The organism is Dorea sp. AM58-8, from assembly GCF_003464045.1.
Lineage (GTDB): Bacteria > Bacillota > Clostridia > Lachnospirales > Lachnospiraceae > Claveliimonas > Claveliimonas ammoniilytica.
The window spans coordinates 68826-85198 of the sequence record NZ_QSDM01000001.1; the positions used below are offsets into that span (position 1 = coordinate 68826).

Genomic DNA, 16373 nt, shown 5'->3' on the forward strand with positions numbered 1-16373 from the left:
GTTTAAACATGGAGAAACAACGTTATAAAGGCATTCTGTATATTATATGCTCGGCATTTTGCTTTGCCTGATGAACATGTTCGTCCGGGCAGCAGGCGACCTGCCGTCTATACAGAAAAGCTTTTTTCGTAATCTGGTCGCATTTGTATTTGCAATGATCATATTAAAGAAGAACGATATACCGTTCCGGTGTAAAAGAGAGAATCTGAAGTATCTCTTAATCCGGTCGATCTGTGGTACACTGGGAATCTTGTGTAATTATTATGCAGTCGATCATCTGGTGCTTTCGGATGCATCCATGCTGAATAAGATGTCGCCGTTTTTCGCAGTGATCTTCAGCTGCCTGGTACTAAAAGAAAAGGTAAATGTGCCGCAGGCGCTGTTCGTGATCGGAGCATTTTTAGGGAGCTTGCTGGTAATTAAGCCGACATTTTCCAATATGGATCTGTTCCCATCGGTGATCGGTCTGCTGGGAGGTCTGGGGGCCGGTATTGCCTATACTTACGTAAGAAAAGCAACGTTGCATGGCGAGAAAGGACCGTTTATCGTGTGCTTCTTCTCAGCATTTTCCTGTCTGGTGACCTTGCCGTTTCTAATCTTTGATTACCACTATATGAGTCTGACACAGATCGGGACTCTGCTGGCAGCAGGACTTGCGGCAGCAGGTGGTCAGTTTACCATTACGGCAGCATACAGCTGTGCTCCGGCAAAAGAAATCTCAGTTTACGATTATTCGCAGATCATATTCGCAGCAGGACTCGGATTCTTTGTATTCGGTCAGATTCCGGATCTGTTAAGCTGGATTGGCTACGCAGTCATCTGTGCAATGGCAGTAGGTATGTTTTTTTACAATAACCGCAGAATAGCGGCATAAATAATAGCAGGGTTGAGGCGCAAATAATTGTTGATCAGAGAAGTGGATTCAGTTGACGTGTCGTATATGTTGTGATAAGATAAATGCACTTCAAATACGATACGAAAAGAGAACGGTTTATGGGTGACGTTATGGGTGTACTTTTTCTGGTTATCCTTGCGGTGATAAGTTATACAGATATTAGAAGACGGCAGATTCCGAACTGGTGCTGCGTGTGTATCGCAGCACTGGCAGTCATTTCGGATGCCGTCTTTTTTAGTGCGGAGATATTTGACTTCGAGATATGTCAGAAGCTGGCTTTTTCAGAAATATTTGCAGTGAGTCTGACGGAACGGATGCTGGGAGCTTTGTGTGTTAGTGTGCCAATGCTTGGAATTACGGTGCTTGCGCCAGGCAGTTTTGGAGGGGGAGATGTGAAGTTTATGTGTGCAGCCGGGGCACTGCTTGGATGGAGGCATATCCTGTGGTCGGCGGCAGCGGGGATTTTTTCAGCAGGAGTGTACGTACTGTATCTTCTGATAATAAAAAACACAGGACGGAAAGCGGAATTTCCGCTCGGACCGTTCCTGTGTCTCGGTATTGCTGTCAATATTTTGACTGAAATCTACTGACAGGCAGTCATCTTGTCCAAAATCTGGAGAAACTGGCTGATCTGTCCCTGTATTTTTTTCTTTTCTATGGCAGATTTATTCTGCTCCAGATAGTTATCGTACATGGCACAGAGCATGCCATAGGCGAATTCCCGGTTCTGTGTCCACTGAAAGAGCATCCAGTTCATGGCGTGTGAGTGCCAGTATTGCTTCGGAATTCCACTGGATTCCAGAACTTCGATATGAGATTTGGCTTTTTTGGCAAGTTCGGCAAATTCTGCAAGCCGTTCCGGTTCCGTCTCCTTGCGTCCTGCAAGCTTGCGTATATCGAGCTTGTGCGCTGACTTTGGATAGAGCACTTCTGCACCCATGACAGTCAGTTCGTTTAACTTATTAGCTGCTTCCCAGAATGGCGCAAAGTTCGGCGATAATGGTCCGGATTGGCGTGAACGGTTGCTTTCGCCAGGCGTTCGTCTGCGGATCGGATTACGGATACGGCGATCGTATACACGGCGTTTGTCCGGATTACTCAGTATCCTGTAAGCATACAGAATATTCTGAATGTAAGTTGTTGTATCGAACTTGCTGTCTATATTGGCGTCAGGGTGCAACTTCTTCACCAGGAAATTCTTTGCGTTGGTGATTTCTTCATCCGTTGCATCCATGGGAACGCCCAAAAGATCATAATATGTACATTCTTTCATGTATGAAACTCCCTCTGATTGTTATTTATACCCATCTAATATCATACGTCAGATTCCGACCGAAATCAATACCGGAAACCGTTGCCTGATGGGAAAAGATAGAGGTATAATATATAACAATGTCAGGATCGAATTGTGAGAGTGCATAGCACGGAGCAATTCGTAAGCATCATAGATAATACAGCGGAAGGATAAATATGGTGAGGATATGAAGTATTCACAGATTACAGAATGGTGTCATGAGATTATTCGTACACAGGCGAAACGGGAAGGATTATATATTGATGCTACTATGGGAAAGGGCGCAGATACGGCATTTTTGTGTGAACTTGCAGGAGAACAGGGACATGTGATTGCATTTGACATTCAGGAAGTTGCATTGGATTATACAAAGAAAAGACTGGAAAATGAGAACCTCATCGGTCGTGCAGAACTGATCCTTGATGGGCATGAGCATATGGCGCGATATGCCGGCGCAAAGACGGTTGATCTGATCTGCTTTAACTTTGGTTATCTTCCAGGAGGAAATCATGAGATTGCTACCAGAGCGGAGACCAGTGTGCAGGCGGTGGAAGCAGGACTGAGCCTCCTGAAGTCAGGCGGAATGATGTGTTTGTGCATTTACAGTGGTGGAGACACTGGATTTGAAGAGAAAAATCGGTTGATGGAATATCTGAAAAATCTTCCGGCAAAAACATATACAGTGATTGTGAATCAGTATTTCAACAGAGTAAATCAGCCTCCGATTCCGGTCTTTGTCTGGAAATCGTAAAAACACTCGTTTCGCAAATTAATGCTTTAACTTATAAAAGTGTTGTGATATACTAAATTAAGTATTATCCGTAATATTACGGAATAGAAAGGATGAATGAGATGGCAGAATCTAAAAAAGTGATCATGCTTGGTAATGAAGCAATCGCCAGAGGTGCTTATGAGGCTGGAGTCAAAGTGTCAGCAGCATATCCTGGTACACCAAGTACTGAGATTAGCGAATATTTGGTACAATATAAAGAAGACTTATATTGTGAGTGGTCTCCGAATGAGAAAGTAGCTACTGAAGTAGCAGTAGGAGCATCTATTGCAGGAACAAGAGCTATGTCCTGTATGAAACATGTGGGATTTAATGTAGCTGCAGACCCTGCATACAGCGTGTCTTATATGGGAGTAAATGGAGGCTTGGTTATTATCGTGGCAGATGATCCGGGACTTTACAGTTCGCAGAATGAGCAGGATACCCGGATGGTTGCCCGCGCAGCACAGCTTCCGGTAATCGAACCTTCTGACAGTTCAGAAGCAAAAGAATATATTAAGATGGCATTTGAACTGAGTGAGCAGTTTGACAGACCAATCGTATATCGTACGACTACAAGACTGGCACATTCTCAGGGACTGGTTACCCTGGAGGATCGTAAGGTGCCGGAAGATAAACCATATGTAAAGGATATCCGCAAGACGGTTATGATGCCGGGTAATGCAAAACTTCGCCATATAGAGATTGAGAAGCGCAATAAAGAACTGGCTGAGGCAGCTAACACACTGCCGATCAACCGTGTAGAGATGAATGATACGAAGATTGGAGTTATCACCAGTGGTATTCCGTACCAATATGTAAAGGAAGCACTTCCGAATGCATCTGTCTGTAAGCTGGGTCTCGTGAACCCGCTTCCGAGAAAGATGATCGAAGATTTTGCTTCAAAAGTTGATAAGCTTTATATTGTCGAAGAATTGGATCCGGTTATTGAGGAGCAGGTGAAGTCATGGGGCATTGAGTGCGTCGGTAAAGATATCTTTACTGTACAGGGCGAATACAGTGCAAATATGATCCGAGAAAGAATTCTTGGAGAAACGTTGGAGATCGATCAGCCGGCAGCAGTACCGGGAAGACCTCCAATCCTCTGTCCTGGATGTCCGCACAGAAGTGTATATTACACATTAAAGAAGCTGAAGATGCATGCAGCAGGTGATATTGGCTGCTACACACTGGGCGCGGTTGCACCGCTTAGCGTAGTAGATACGACCATGTGTATGGGTTCCAGTATTTCAACTTTGCATGGTATGGAAAAGGCAAAAGGCAAGGAATATATTAAGAATTGGGTGGCTGTGATCGGCGATTCTACATTCTTACATACCGGTGTGAATTCTTTGATGAACATGGTCTATAATCAGGCAACCGGAACGGTTATGATCCTCGATAATTCGACGACAGGTATGACCGGGCATCAGGATCATGCAGCTACAGGTAAGACTCTGATGGGAGATCCGACTTACGCGATTGATATTCCGGGACTCTGTCGTGCAATGGGCATTAAGAATGTCGTTGAGGTAAATGCATTTGACATTGAAACACTGGAGAAGACCATCAGAGAAGAAGTGGCAAAGGACGAAGTATCTGTGATTATCACAAAGTCACCATGTGTGCTTCTCAGTAAGGAAAAGAAACCGTTATACACTGCTCACTCTGACAAATGTAAGAAATGCGGTATGTGTATGAAACCGGGATGCCCGGCAATGACAAAGAATGCAGATGGTACTGTTTATATCGATGATACAATGTGTACAGGATGCGGACTCTGTGAGAAATTGTGCAAATTTAATGCGATAGAACTGGTAAAGGCAGGTGAAGAATAATGGCAACAAAGAATATTATGATCGTAGGTGTAGGCGGTCAGGGAACTCTGCTTACCAGCCGTATTCTCGGAGGACTTGCCATTGCATCCGGATATGATGTGAAACTTTCCGAGGTACATGGCATGGCGCAGAGAGGTGGAAGTGTAGTTACATTTGTACGCTATGGAGAAAAGGTAGCTGAGCCGATCGTAGAGGAAGGACAGGCAGATGTGATTATCGCATTTGAGAGACTGGAAGCCAAACGCTACGCACATTTTCTTAAAAAAGATGGTGTGCTGATTATCAATGACTGGCGTATCGATCCGATGCCGGTAGTAATCGGGGCTGCTGAATATCCGGAGAATATTATTGAGGATCTGAAAAAAGATCACAAGGTCTACACAGTCAATGCGACAGAAGAAGCTAAGAAACTGGAGAATTCACGCGTATTTAACCTGGTTGTACTGGGAATTGCAGCACAGCATATGGACTTTACAAAAGAACAGTGGTATCAGGTAATTGAGAATACTGTTCCTCCGAAGACAATTGACATTAATAAAAAGGCATTTGATGTGGGATATAATTTATAGATGTCAGCATCATTGATAGGCAAAGGAGAGAAAAGATGGCAAAGGTATTATTAGAAGACTGGAAAGAACAGTACAGAGATGAACGAATTGAGCGTATGAGCCGGGATGAGATGTCCGCACTCCAGAGTGAACGCCTGGTAAAACAGGTGAAGAATGTATATGAGCATGTATCATTTTACAAGAAGAAAATGGATGATCTGGGAGTGGAGCCTGGAGATATCAAGGGGATTGAAGATATTACAAAACTTCCCTTTACAACCAAAGAAGATCTAAGAAATAATTATCCATTTGGACTGCTGGCTGTTCCGAAGGAGAAGATCACCCGTGTACAAGGAACTTCCGGTACAACCGGTAAGCTGACACTTGCTTCTTATACAAATAAGGACGTAGAAGTATGGGGAGAATGTGTGGCAAGAGGACTTACCATGGCAGGACTTACAGCAGAAGACAGATTGCATATCTGCTATGGATATGGGCTTTTTACAGGAGGTCTCGGTCTGGACTTTGGAGCACGTGCTCTCGGAGCGATGGCAATCCCGATGTCTTCCGGTAATACCAAGCGTCAGCTGATGTGTATGGAAGACTTTGGCGCAACTGCATTTGCATGTACACCGTCTTATGCGATGTATCTGGCAGAGGCTGCCCAGGAAATGGGAGTCATTGACCGTCTACAGGTGAAGACAAGTATTAATGGCGCAGAGCCATGGACAGATGAGATGCGTAAGCAGATCGAAGACATCTTTAATATTAATACCTTTGATATCTATGGATTATGTGAGATTACAGGTCCCGGAGTGGCTATGGATTGTATTCATCACAAGGGACTGCATGTATGCGAAGATCATTTCTATCCGGAAGTACTGAATCCGGCAGACCATACACCATGTGCAGATGGGGAGACAGGAGAACTGGTATTTACCACATTGTCAAAAGAAGGTATGCCATTACTTCGTTACAGAACTAAAGATCTGACAAGTATCGATCACAGCACATGCGAATGTGGAAGAACTCTTCCAAGAATCCAGAAGTTCACCGGACGTACCGATGATATGAAGGTTATCCGTGGAGTCAATGTATTCCCGACACAGGTTGAGACTGCGCTGCTGTCTATGGGTGGACAGGTTGCACCTCACTATATGCTGATCGTAGACCGTGAGAATAATCTGGATGTTTTGACTGTTATGGTAGAGGTTACAGAAGAGTACTTCTCTGATGAGATCCGTAAGATGGAAGCTCTGAGAGAAAGAGTCGGAGCTGTGCTGAAACAGGCACTTGGAGTAGCAGTAAAAGTGAAACTGGTTGAGCCTAAGACAATCGAGAGAAGCGAAGGTAAGGCAAAACGTGTCATTGATAACAGAAATCTGTAATAGGAGGAAATGAGATTATGAGTATAAGTTATACAGTACAGCAGTTGTCTGTATTTTTGGAAAATAGAGCAGGACGTCTGGACGATGTGCTGAAAGTATTATCCGAAGGTGGAGTTAATATTGTAGCACTGAGCCTTGCAGATACCGCTGACTATGGCATGCTGCGTATGATTGTGTCCGATCCTCACAAGGGACGTGTGGTACTAAAAGAAGCAGGAATTACTGCAATGTTGACAGATGTGATTGCATTTCGTGTTGCGCATGCTACAGGATCCTTGTCCAAGGCAATGCATCAGTTGGTAGAAGGTGAGATCAATATTGAGTATATGTATGCGTTTGCTAATGGTATTGATGCGGCAGCGGTACTTAAGAGTGATGAGCCAGGCAGAGTCGTAGATATTCTGACAGGATGCGGATTCACTGTATATAGCGCAGACGAGGCATATAGCGCGAACGTATAAGCTAAGGAAGAGTTTGATATCATGGATTGTGATGGTCTACTGAATTTATCGGTTCTACTTAGATAGATGAAAACAAAAAAAGAGGTGTCGCAGAATCATCTGAAAAATGATTGAGCGATGCCTCTTTTGCGCATTCGCATGTATGCTTTTACATATTAATTTAATCTTTACCTAAAAAGTCAATAAATTTATATAAATAAAAGGTACATTACCGATCTGAATGCGGTGCTGATTAACATTTAACAACGTTAACAGCCTGTGGTCCTTTGGCGCCATCTGTTACATCAAATTCAACAGCCTGACCTTCTTCTAATGATTTAAATCCATCCATAGCGATGCCTGAATAGTGTACAAACACATCGTTGCCGGATTCATCAGAAATGAAGCCGTAGCCTTTCTGATTATTAAACCACTTTACTGTACCCTTGCTCATTGCAATACCTCCATACTCCATAATATGATTTGAAAAACACCTATAGATACATTGAAAACAATCTATAGAAGATTCCAATTAACATTATCATGTATTACTAAAAAAGTCAACGAAAACACGTTGGAAAATGTGACAAATTAACAAGGTGATACAGTAAGGAAATATTGTTTTGCTTGACGCATTTTGCGACAGCGTGTAAAGTAAAGAGAGACACAAAAAAGGACGGTAGAATATGATTACATTGACTGGAAAAAAGGTGGCCGAAGGCATTGCAGTCGGAAGGCTTACCTTTTATAAAAGAGGAAAAAAAGAGATTCGCCGGATCTATGTAGAGGATGCAAAGAAGGAAGTTCTTCGATTTAAAAAAGCATGTGAGAAGGCAGTTCAGGAAATTAAAGAATTATATGCGGAAATGACCAGAGAGATTGGCGAGGCGAATGCGGCAATGTTTGAGATGCAGCTGATGGTTCTGGAAGATGTGGAGTATATTGACAGTGTCAATAATATTATTATGAACCAGAAGTTTAATGCAGAGTATGCAGTAAAAGAAGCAACGAACCGCTTTATTGAAAAATATGCACCGCGCGAGGCAAGTTATGTCAGAGGACATGAAGCAGATGTGCATGATGTGGCGACACGTATTTTGCGTATTCTGTCACGTGTCCGCAGGGAGAAACTTCTGACAGATGATACTTTTATCATGGCGTCCAGGGATCTGTATCCGAGTGAAGCAGCACAGCTTGATCGTAACAAAGTACTTGGTATTGTGACTATGTATGGGACGATTAATTCTCATACGGCTATGCTTGCGCGGACGAAAGAGATTCCGTCAGTTATCGGCATCGGTGAGGCATTAAAAAAAGAATACGAGGGTAAGATGGTCATTATTGATGGGTTTGAAGGCAAGGTATATATTGAGCCGGATCAGACGACAATGACCAAAATGCAGGAAAAGCAGAAGATGAATCAGCATAAGGCTGAGACATTGGAGCGCCTAAAAGGCAAGGAGAATGTAACACAGAGCGGACAGAAGATTGATGTCAGCGCTAATATTACCAGCAAAGAAGATATTGAGAATGTGATTCGCAACGATGCCAATGGTGTTGGAATGTTTCGAAGTGAATTTATTTACATGGAATCCGGAAGCAGATTTCCGACGGAGGATCAGCAGTTCCAAATCTATAAGCTTGCCGCAGAATCTATGGGAACCAAACGTGTAGTAATCCGTACAGCAGATATCGGCGGTGAAAAGGCAGTAGACTGTATGGAGATTCTGGGAGAGAATAATCCGGTAATGGGGTATCGTGGTATCCGGGTGTCATTAGATAAGGAAGAGATGTTTAAGACACAGCTTCGAGCGATCCTTCGAGCATCGGTCTATGGCAATTTGGCAATTATGTTTCCGATGATCAGTTCAATTGAAGAAGCGATTGCTGCAAAGAATGTACTTGAAAAGGTAAAGCGTGAACTTTACGAAGAGAAGATTGCTTATGATGAGAATATCCAGGTAGGGGTAATGATTGAGACACCCGCAGCGGTTATGATCAGTGGAGAACTGGCAAGAGAGATGGATTTCTTCAGTCTGGGGACGAATGATCTGACACAGTATACACTGGCAATGGATCGTACTAATCGGAGAATTGCAGGATATTATAATCCAAAGCATCCAGCCCTGATTAAGATGATTCGTATTGTGGCGAATAATGTACATCTGGAAGGCAAGCGGATTAGTATCTGTGGTGATTTGGCAGCAGATTTGTCCATGACGGAGCAGTTTATTAATATGGGTATTGATGAACTGTCAGTAGCACCCTCTCAGATTCTTGCACTTCGTAAACATATCCGTGAATTGAAATAGTGCTTATAAATAGCAATAAGGATAACTAATGAACAGGTTCATTTACTTTATGGACCTGTTTTGTTATGCTAAATATATCTTATTTTTTGAACATGAGTGAGAGAAAAAGGAGGAGACACATGTTAGAAAAATTTTTCAAATTAAGTGAGAACGGTACGGATGTCAGAACTGAGATCGTTGCCGGTATTACAACATTCATGACAATGGCGTATATCCTAGCTGTCAATCCAAATGTCCTGTCGGCTACAGGTATGGATCACGGTGCTGTATTTACTGCAACTGCACTGGCATCTCTGATCGGTACACTGTTGATGGCACTGCTTGCAAATTATCCGTTTGCACTGGCTCCTGGTATGGGACTGAATGCATATTTTGCATACACAGTTGTATTAGGAATGGGCTATACATGGCAAGTAGCTCTGACAGCCGTATTCGTAGAGGGTATTGTGTTTATTGTCTTATCCCTTACCAATGTACGTGAGCAGATTTTTAATGCGATTCCAATGAATCTGAAGTCAGCCGTAAGTGTGGGTATTGGTTTGTTTATTGCATTTATCGGACTTCAGAATGCACACATTGTAATCGGTGGAGCAACTTTGGTAGAGCTGTTTTCACTGGATGGGTATAACTCATCAACAGGTCTGGAGGCAACTGCTTCTGATGTTGGTATTACGGTACTTCTTGCAATTATCGGTGTTGTGATCACTGGTATTCTGGTAATCAAAAATGTAAAGGGTAATATCCTGTGGGGTATCTTGATCACATGGCTGCTTGGCATTATCTGCCAGTTTACAGGTCTATATGTACCGAACCCGGATGTCAGCTGTTACAGCTTACTGCCAGATTTCAGCAACGGACTTTCTATCCCAAGTCTTGCTCCGATTTTTGGCAAACTCCAGTTTGACGGTATATTTACATTAGACTTTGCAGTGGTTGTCTTTGCATTCCTGTTTGTAGATATGTTTGATACGATTGGAACGCTTATAGGGGTATCTTCTAAAGCTAATATGCTGGATGAAGAAGGTAAGCTTCCACAGATCAAGGGAGCACTCCTTGCAGATGCAATCGCAACAACTGCAGGAGCTGTACTTGGTACATCTACAACTACAACATTTGTGGAGAGTGCTTCTGGTGTAACAGAAGGTGGTAGAACAGGACTTACTGCGGTTACAACAGCAATCCTTTTCGGATTGTCACTGTTCCTGTCACCAATTTTCCTTGCAATTCCATCATTTGCAACAGCACCGGCTCTGATCATCGTAGGATTCTACATGCTGACCAATGTTGTTAATATTGATTTTAATGATATTGCAGAAGCAATTCCTTGTTATATCTGTATTCTGGCAATGCCGTTCTTCTACAGCATTTCAGAAGGTATCTCTATGGGAGTTATCTCATATGTAGCATTGAATCTGATTACCGGAAAGGTAAAAGATAAAAAGATCAGCGGTCTGATGTATGTACTGGCTGTACTGTTTATTCTGAAATATATCTTCCTGTAAGAAATAAAGAAAGCGAAGATAATTATAAGAGCATCCTGAATCGTGCTTGTGCGATAAAGGATGCTCTTTAATTTTGGTATTACGGAGGGGGAGCCCGCGTTGGTTCAGAATTTTGACGACCGTTTTAGCGATAGATGGTATTTTCCGTAATAAGGATAGACACGGATTGATCATGTTCTTCACAGTTGACTTCGTCAAGCAGTAGCTGTTCTCTACAGAGTGCCGCGGATGGAGCAGTAAGTTTAGCAAGTGTCCGGTCATAATACCCGCCACCATGTCCAAGCCGTCGTCTTTTGCGGTCGCATGAGAGGCAGGGAACGATAGCAAAGTCAATGTCAGCCAGATTTACCAGTGGACAGTGCTTAGCTGGTTCTGGAATGTTATAGAGTCCAGGAATCAGATCGTTAAATGATGTGATTTCATAAGGTTCCATGATACCTTTGTCAATGCAGCGCGGAACAGCAGTGCGTTTGCCGTCAGCCCAGGCTTGTTTAAGTAGTCTGCGTGTGTCCACTTCTTTTTTGACACTGACATAGCAGAAGATCATGGATGCATTCTGGTATTCTGGAAGAGTAATGATGGATTGGAAAATGTGCTGATCGGAGGAGTAACAATAAGTGAGTGTCGATTGTTGAAGGCGATTGCGTATCTCATTGCGCTGCGTTTTTTTATCACTAATATAGTTATTCATATTCATTTCCTGCCTTTCTGCTAATAGTATCTGGAGAAATATAAAAAATGTCAAGAGAATTTGCCAGTTGTGGGGTGTAAGTTGACAGATTCTTCCAGATAGAGTACAGTTCAAAGTGGAACAAATAATACAGATGAGGTGACAGACTATGTTAAAAGTAGACAACCTTACATTTGAAGTAAATGAAGAGGGTAAAAAACGCTGTCTGGTGGATCATATCAGTTTTCAGGTAGAAGATGGAGAGATGCTTGTTATAACTGGACCTAATGGCGGCGGCAAGTCAACGCTAGCTAAAGTGCTGGCAGGAATTGAAAAGGCAGATAGCGGAGAGGTTTTTCTGGATCAGGAGAATATAACAGAGTATGATATTGATCATCGTGCAAATGCAGGAATTGGTTATGCATTCCAGCAGCCGCCGAGATTTAAGGGTATGACTGTAAAGCGTATGCTGTCTCTTGCGGCAGGAAAGGAACTGACAGAAGAAGAAAGCTGCAGACTTCTGTCTTCTGTAGGTCTATGCTCGGCAGACTACATGAACCGTCAGATGGATGGTACATTGTCCGGTGGAGAAATGAAACGTCTGGAGATTGCAACTGTGCTTGCTAAGGCACATAAAGTCAGCATTTTTGATGAACCGGAAGCAGGAATTGATTTGTGGAGTTTTTCGATGTTGATCAAACGTTTTGAAGAGATCCATCAGGAAAAGAAAGAATGTCTGATTCTGATTTCGCACCAGGAGAGAATTATCCGAATGGCAGATAAGATTATGGTGATTGAAGATGGAAAAGTAAAGCAGTTTGGTAAGAGCGAAGATGTTCTTCCAAGCCTGTTTCAGCAGGAAAAATGTCAGAAATGCGTAACAGGTATGGAAGGAGGTGCTTGCTAATGGTACAGTTAGATGCAACGACACAGGAAGTATTGAATCGGATCAGTGAAGAATTCGCACAGAAGGGTGCTTATAATCTCCGACAGAATGGAGTCGCATTGTGTCATGGAGACAGTGAGCATATCAAGATTCGTAAGAAAGAGGACAAACCGGGGATTGATATTCTGATCGATGGAGATACCAAAGGAGAAAGGGTATTTATTCCTGTTGTGGTCAGTGTATCGGGAATGACAGACCTGGTCTACAATGATTTCTATGTGGCAGACGGCGCAGATGTAACGATCGTGGCGGGCTGTGGCATTCATAACAGTGGCTGCAATGAAAGCCGTCATGATGGCATTCATACCTTTCATATTGGAGAAAATGCAAATGTAAAATATGAGGAGAAGCATTATGGAGAAGGTAATGGCACTGGAAGTCGTGTGCTGAATCCTGTGACAAATATTGAGGTTGGCCGGAATTCGGTATTTACTATGGACACTGCACAGATTAAAGGTGTGGACTCTACTGTGCGTGAGACGAATGTTGAATTGGCAGAGGGTGCAAAACTCTATGTATTGGAGAAGCTAATGACAGACGGAGAACAGAAGGCAGAATCCAATATTGAGGTGTGTCTGGAGGGTAGCGGTTCATCAGCACAGATCGTATCACGCTCCGTCTGTAAGGGGCATTCTCTACAGACATTCCATCCAAAAGCTGTGGGAAGAAATAAATGCCATGCACATATTCAGTGTGATTCCATCATTATGGACCAGGCGCATGTAGGATCTATTCCTGAGATTCAGGCAGAGCATGTGGATGCGGCAATTATACATGAGGCTGCGATTGGCAGAATTAATGATGAACAGCTCTTGAAGCTCCGTACATTAGGAATGACAGAAGCGGAAGCGGAAAATGTAATTATCGAGAATTTCCTGAGTTAGGTATATGCAGAAAAGCTTTGTCTTAAAAGGACAGAGCTTTTGTGTTATATAAGGGTTTGCCATGCAGAAAAGCACAAATGATAAGAATCAGCATATGGTAAACGAGAAGTTTATTTTATGGGAGGTTCTTATGAAAAAGAAATTGCTTTCTTTGTTGTTGGCATCAGCGATGGTGGTTAGCATGGTATGTGCCTGTGGTTCTGATAAATCTTCGGAGCTCAGTCAGACAGTAAAAGATACAAAAGAAACAGAAGAGAAGAAATTAGTGTCTGTAACGTTGAATGAGGTGGCACATTCTATCTTTTATGCTCCGATGTATGTGGCGATTGAAGAAGGATATTTTGAGGATGAAGGCATTGACCTGACGCTGGTTACTGGCTTTGGAGCGCGCCCCTCAGGCAGAAACGCGCTACAAAAAATCAACAAACTTGATCGTAGAGTCTTCATTCAGGTGGATCTGCTTGATCGTGGATCGCCAGAAGGCTCTGCGGTTCTCTGGAGACAGAGAAGCATATAATGTCTTAAAATCAGACTGCAGCAGATCTTCCAGGAATGACAGGTCACGTTTGACTTCCGGTTTGATCTTGCTCAGACACTTTAATTCCTGTTCGATCCGGTCATATTCGGAAGAGTAGTAATCCCATTCAACCCTGCCTTTTTGGAACAGCAGATTCAGACGTTCCAGTTCTGCATTCAGCTTTTCCGGCGTTTTTGTCTGCGCTATTTTCTTTTTCTTTTCCTCTATCTTCTTCACACGTATCTGGTATTTCCTATATTCCGTATCCAGATTATCCAGCAGATATTGTTCGATCAGATTCTGGCTCAGTCTGTGTCTGTATGTACAGATTCGATCATTATGCGCTCGGCTGCAACGATAATAGCAGTAATCGCGTTTTTCTCTGGTCTTTCTATTGATGATGGACTTGCATCCGGTTCCACAGAGAAGCTGACCGCATACCGGACAGCGGATCAGGCTGGTGAACAGATAGATCCGGCCGGATTTGGCACGTTTGATATTTTTATGGGCGATCTTCTGAAGTTCATTCCATTGATCCTCTGTAAGGTATGGTGGACAGTACGGAAAGCCACGATATGTACCTTTGTAGAATTCACTGGACAGAAGCGTACGCATGATAGCCCAGCTGAAGTTAGGATCATAATTATCCTGGATATATCGGAGCGTTGCACATTTGTTTTGATGCTTGAAGAAGTATTTGTAAAAGGCGTTTACTGTTTCTTCGCGCTCCGGATCTTTTACCATGCACTTCCGACCGTCAACAATTCCAGACTTATATCCGTATCCCATGTTGGCATCACCGAAGATCAGCTTGCCCTGCCTGATCGAAGCTTCATTCACGAACTTGATACGTTCGCTGGTGGTGTCTACTTCATTCTGGCCGATGGACAGGACGACATTCAGCTGCAGTCTGCCGTCACGCGTCTCCATGTTGATGCCCGGTTCACTGGCAGACATCCAGCGCACACCATATTCATCCAGGATATCCTGCACTTTGTAGAAATCAGACATATTACGAAACCATCTATCAAGCCGCCAGAACAGGATAACATCAATTTTCCCGGCTTTTACATCCTCAAGCAGAGAATGTATAGCCTTACGTTTTTTGAGCTCTTTACGAGCCGTTTTGCCCTCGTCAGCGTAGACTCCGACCACGATCATGTTGTGATCAGAAGCATACTGCTGCAGGTAGGACTCCTGCGCATCCAGTGACTTACCATGCATACACTGCTCAGCGGTGCTGACACGGATATAGAGAGCGCAGCGGATAATTTTGTTCGTCATCATATCACCTTCCTTAGTATATGTGCGACGTCGCACAAAATGGGTATAAAAAATACAGCCAGCGAGGAACGAGTGTTCCGCTTGCAGTGGCTGTCCGAAGATGATACAATATTTGTGAGTTGGTAGCTCGTTTGTATATCTTCGGATATGCATCAACCGTTCCTGTTGGCGCAGGGGCGGTTTTTTAATGTTTAGATTGAAACATTAAAAGCACACGATTATTAGTTGCTATATTCAGACCATCCAAATGATTGGCATAGTCTCTGTCGTCTGTTACTAAAATAGCTTTTTCCAGGCGTGCAATTTCAGCAATTATTGCATCATTAAAATCATATGAAAAACCATAAACAAGAAAATTATCTGGATTCATGTTTTCGAAATTATCGTTGATTCTTAAAAAAGCAGGAAGAATATCTGTTTTAACAATTTCTATTATACCGGACATACATTCTTTGTAATCATTCGTATTCCGATAATCTTCTTTAAATGATTTGATATTTGAATGAGATTTCTTATACAAGTCAAACTGGAAACGTATACATCTATTTATAAATTCAGAAAGTTGTATACTTGATATAAGCAAAGACGCTTTTTGCTTTTGATTTTATTAAAAAATTCAATATACGGAGTACTGTTTTTTGATGCTAAAGTTGGATAGAAAATTTTAATTAAAACGTTTGTGTCTAATAGAAAATTTTCATCATCCCTAGGGGTATACGAATCTATCTTATAAATATTATTCAATGTTTAACACATCCTTTGCTGTTTCAGTGAATGCATCTTTGTCAGCATAAAATTTTTTCGCATTACTAATTACGACATTGAGTGTAGAGTTTTTTACACTTGGAAAGTTTGCCAAATGTAAATGTTTGGATAAATATTCACCTGTATATTTTCCGTACAATTGACCGATGGCATTATTCAGAAATGGTGAAATCATACTTTCTACATTTGCAAAATCAAGAGTAACATCCTCTTTATGTTCAAAGGAAGTTACAATTGCATTATAAATTTTAGTTCCTTGTTCTTGCGTTAAAGCAGATGGATTATTAATTTTTTGCGCAATGTCAATTCTAATCATAACTT

Annotated in this window: 17 protein-coding genes and 1 pseudogene; 12 read left to right on the forward strand and 6 right to left on the reverse strand. The window is 42.4% G+C overall.

Annotated features, from left to right (window positions below; genetic code table 11):
* Positions 1 to 8 precede the first annotated feature (8 nt).
* Both DXA18_RS00340 and DXA18_RS00345 read left to right on the forward strand, forming a co-directional pair.
* A pseudogene (locus DXA18_RS00340) lies at positions 9 to 874 on the forward strand (DMT family transporter).
* A 119-nt stretch (positions 875 to 993) separates the two neighbouring features.
* Positions 994 to 1485 carry a prepilin peptidase gene (locus DXA18_RS00345; protein ID WP_158567061.1) on the forward strand — a complete coding sequence of 164 codons (492 nt, stop codon included), beginning with the start codon at positions 994 to 996 and terminating at the stop codon, positions 1483 to 1485.
* On the opposite strand, the gene DXA18_RS00350 is transcribed toward DXA18_RS00345, so the two are convergent.
* Complete coding sequence (locus tag DXA18_RS00350) at positions 1479 to 2168, reverse strand: J domain-containing protein (RefSeq protein WP_118382194.1); 690 nt, start codon at positions 2166 to 2168, stop codon at positions 1479 to 1481. The two genes, DXA18_RS00345 and DXA18_RS00350, sit on opposite strands and share 7 nt — an antisense overlap.
* A gap of 178 nt (positions 2169 to 2346) precedes the next feature.
* Here DXA18_RS00350 and DXA18_RS00355 point away from each other — a divergent pair, with 178 nt between their 5' ends.
* The 5 genes from DXA18_RS00355 to DXA18_RS00375 all read left to right on the forward strand — a co-directional run bounded on the left by DXA18_RS00355 (position 2347) and on the right by DXA18_RS00375 (position 7193).
* Positions 2347 to 2940 carry a tRNA (mnm(5)s(2)U34)-methyltransferase gene (locus DXA18_RS00355; protein WP_278337052.1) on the forward strand — a complete coding sequence of 198 codons (594 nt, stop codon included), beginning with the start codon at positions 2347 to 2349 and terminating at the stop codon, positions 2938 to 2940.
* Between the two features lie 101 nt (positions 2941 to 3041).
* Positions 3042 to 4796 carry an indolepyruvate ferredoxin oxidoreductase subunit alpha gene (gene iorA / locus DXA18_RS00360; RefSeq protein ID WP_118382196.1) on the forward strand — a complete coding sequence of 585 codons (1755 nt, stop codon included), beginning with the start codon at positions 3042 to 3044 and terminating at the stop codon, positions 4794 to 4796.
* A complete protein-coding gene (locus DXA18_RS00365; RefSeq protein WP_118382197.1) occupies positions 4796 to 5365 on the forward strand; it encodes an indolepyruvate oxidoreductase subunit beta in 570 nt (189 codons plus the stop codon). Before iorA ends, DXA18_RS00365 begins: the two co-directional genes overlap by 1 nt.
* Positions 5366 to 5400: 35 nt before the next feature.
* Positions 5401 to 6732: a phenylacetate--CoA ligase family protein gene (locus DXA18_RS00370; protein WP_118382198.1), complete on the forward strand. Its 1332-nt coding sequence runs from the start codon at positions 5401 to 5403 to the stop codon at positions 6730 to 6732.
* A gap of 17 nt (positions 6733 to 6749) precedes the next feature.
* A complete protein-coding gene (locus tag DXA18_RS00375) occupies positions 6750 to 7193 on the forward strand; it encodes an amino acid-binding protein (RefSeq protein WP_118382199.1) in 444 nt (147 codons plus the stop codon).
* A gap of 232 nt (positions 7194 to 7425) precedes the next feature.
* On the opposite strand, the gene DXA18_RS00380 is transcribed toward DXA18_RS00375, so the two are convergent.
* Entirely contained in the window at positions 7426 to 7626 is a 201-nt protein-coding gene (locus DXA18_RS00380) for a cold-shock protein (protein ID WP_118382200.1), read from the reverse strand.
* Between the two features lie 232 nt (positions 7627 to 7858).
* Here DXA18_RS00380 and ptsP point away from each other — a divergent pair, with 232 nt between their 5' ends.
* Complete coding sequence (gene ptsP / locus DXA18_RS00385) at positions 7859 to 9484, forward strand: phosphoenolpyruvate--protein phosphotransferase (protein ID WP_118382201.1); 1626 nt, start codon at positions 7859 to 7861, stop codon at positions 9482 to 9484.
* Positions 9485 to 9603: 119 nt separating this feature from the next.
* The gene (locus tag DXA18_RS00390; RefSeq protein WP_118382202.1) at positions 9604 to 10986 is read left to right on the forward strand and encodes an NCS2 family permease; all 1383 of its coding nucleotides are present in this window, start codon (positions 9604 to 9606) and stop codon (positions 10984 to 10986) included.
* Between the two features lie 124 nt (positions 10987 to 11110).
* On the opposite strand, the gene DXA18_RS00395 is transcribed toward DXA18_RS00390, so the two are convergent.
* Entirely contained in the window at positions 11111 to 11677 is a 567-nt protein-coding gene (locus DXA18_RS00395; RefSeq protein WP_158567062.1) for a 5-formyltetrahydrofolate cyclo-ligase, read from the reverse strand.
* A 148-nt stretch (positions 11678 to 11825) separates the two neighbouring features.
* Between DXA18_RS00395 and DXA18_RS00400 the strand changes: the two genes are divergently transcribed.
* The 3 genes from DXA18_RS00400 to DXA18_RS00410 all read left to right on the forward strand — a co-directional run bounded on the left by DXA18_RS00400 (position 11826) and on the right by DXA18_RS00410 (position 14003).
* Positions 11826 to 12563 carry an ABC transporter ATP-binding protein gene (locus DXA18_RS00400; RefSeq protein ID WP_118382204.1) on the forward strand — a complete coding sequence of 246 codons (738 nt, stop codon included), beginning with the start codon at positions 11826 to 11828 and terminating at the stop codon, positions 12561 to 12563.
* Positions 12563 to 13486, forward strand: coding sequence for a SufB/SufD family protein (locus tag DXA18_RS00405; RefSeq protein WP_118382205.1), 924 nt, complete (start codon positions 12563 to 12565; stop codon positions 13484 to 13486). Before DXA18_RS00400 ends, DXA18_RS00405 begins: the two co-directional genes overlap by 1 nt.
* Positions 13487 to 13616: 130 nt before the next feature.
* On the forward strand, positions 13617 to 14003 hold the full coding sequence (locus DXA18_RS00410; protein ID WP_118382376.1) for an ABC transporter substrate-binding protein: 387 nt from the start codon (positions 13617 to 13619) through the stop codon (positions 14001 to 14003).
* On the opposite strand, the gene DXA18_RS00415 is transcribed toward DXA18_RS00410, so the two are convergent.
* The 3 genes from DXA18_RS00415 to DXA18_RS00425 form a co-directional block, all read right to left on the reverse strand.
* Positions 13896 to 15290: a recombinase family protein gene (locus tag DXA18_RS00415; protein WP_243006975.1), complete on the reverse strand. Its 1395-nt coding sequence runs from the start codon at positions 15288 to 15290 to the stop codon at positions 13896 to 13898. The genes DXA18_RS00410 and DXA18_RS00415 overlap by 108 nt on opposite strands.
* Positions 15291 to 15471: 181 nt before the next feature.
* Entirely contained in the window at positions 15472 to 15870 is a 399-nt protein-coding gene (locus DXA18_RS00420) for a hypothetical protein (RefSeq protein ID WP_147345557.1), read from the reverse strand.
* A gap of 153 nt (positions 15871 to 16023) precedes the next feature.
* Complete coding sequence (locus tag DXA18_RS00425; RefSeq protein WP_118382208.1) at positions 16024 to 16368, reverse strand: STAS-like domain-containing protein; 345 nt, start codon at positions 16366 to 16368, stop codon at positions 16024 to 16026.
* Positions 16369 to 16373 lie beyond the last annotated feature (5 nt).

What these genes read in the sequence shown, in the direction of transcription:
- DXA18_RS00405 (WP_118382205.1), top strand. Translation starts at nt 12,563, where the DNA reads ATGGTACAGTTAGATGCAACGACACAGGAAGTATTGAATCGGATCAGT.
- DXA18_RS00375 (WP_118382199.1), top strand. Translation starts at nt 6,750, where the DNA reads ATGAGTATAAGTTATACAGTACAGCAGTTGTCTGTATTTTTGGAAAAT.
- ptsP (WP_118382201.1), top strand. Translation starts at nt 7,859, where the DNA reads ATGATTACATTGACTGGAAAAAAGGTGGCCGAAGGCATTGCAGTCGGA.
- DXA18_RS00415 (WP_243006975.1), bottom strand. Translation starts at nt 15,290, where the DNA reads ATGATGACGAACAAAATTATCCGCTGCGCTCTCTATATCCGTGTCAGC.
- DXA18_RS00400 (WP_118382204.1), top strand. Translation starts at nt 11,826, where the DNA reads ATGTTAAAAGTAGACAACCTTACATTTGAAGTAAATGAAGAGGGTAAA.
- DXA18_RS00410 (WP_118382376.1), top strand. Translation starts at nt 13,617, where the DNA reads ATGAAAAAGAAATTGCTTTCTTTGTTGTTGGCATCAGCGATGGTGGTT.
- DXA18_RS00390 (WP_118382202.1), top strand. Translation starts at nt 9,604, where the DNA reads ATGTTAGAAAAATTTTTCAAATTAAGTGAGAACGGTACGGATGTCAGA.
- DXA18_RS00365 (WP_118382197.1), top strand. Translation starts at nt 4,796, where the DNA reads ATGGCAACAAAGAATATTATGATCGTAGGTGTAGGCGGTCAGGGAACT.
- DXA18_RS00350 (WP_118382194.1), bottom strand. Translation starts at nt 2,168, where the DNA reads ATGAAAGAATGTACATATTATGATCTTTTGGGCGTTCCCATGGATGCA.
- DXA18_RS00370 (WP_118382198.1), top strand. Translation starts at nt 5,401, where the DNA reads ATGGCAAAGGTATTATTAGAAGACTGGAAAGAACAGTACAGAGATGAA.
- DXA18_RS00425 (WP_118382208.1), bottom strand. Translation starts at nt 16,368, where the DNA reads ATGATTAGAATTGACATTGCGCAAAAAATTAATAATCCATCTGCTTTA.
- DXA18_RS00380 (WP_118382200.1), bottom strand. Translation starts at nt 7,626, where the DNA reads ATGAGCAAGGGTACAGTAAAGTGGTTTAATAATCAGAAAGGCTACGGC.
- DXA18_RS00345 (WP_158567061.1), top strand. Translation starts at nt 994, where the DNA reads ATGGGTGACGTTATGGGTGTACTTTTTCTGGTTATCCTTGCGGTGATA.
- iorA (WP_118382196.1), top strand. Translation starts at nt 3,042, where the DNA reads ATGGCAGAATCTAAAAAAGTGATCATGCTTGGTAATGAAGCAATCGCC.
- DXA18_RS00395 (WP_158567062.1), bottom strand. Translation starts at nt 11,677, where the DNA reads ATGAATAACTATATTAGTGATAAAAAAACGCAGCGCAATGAGATACGC.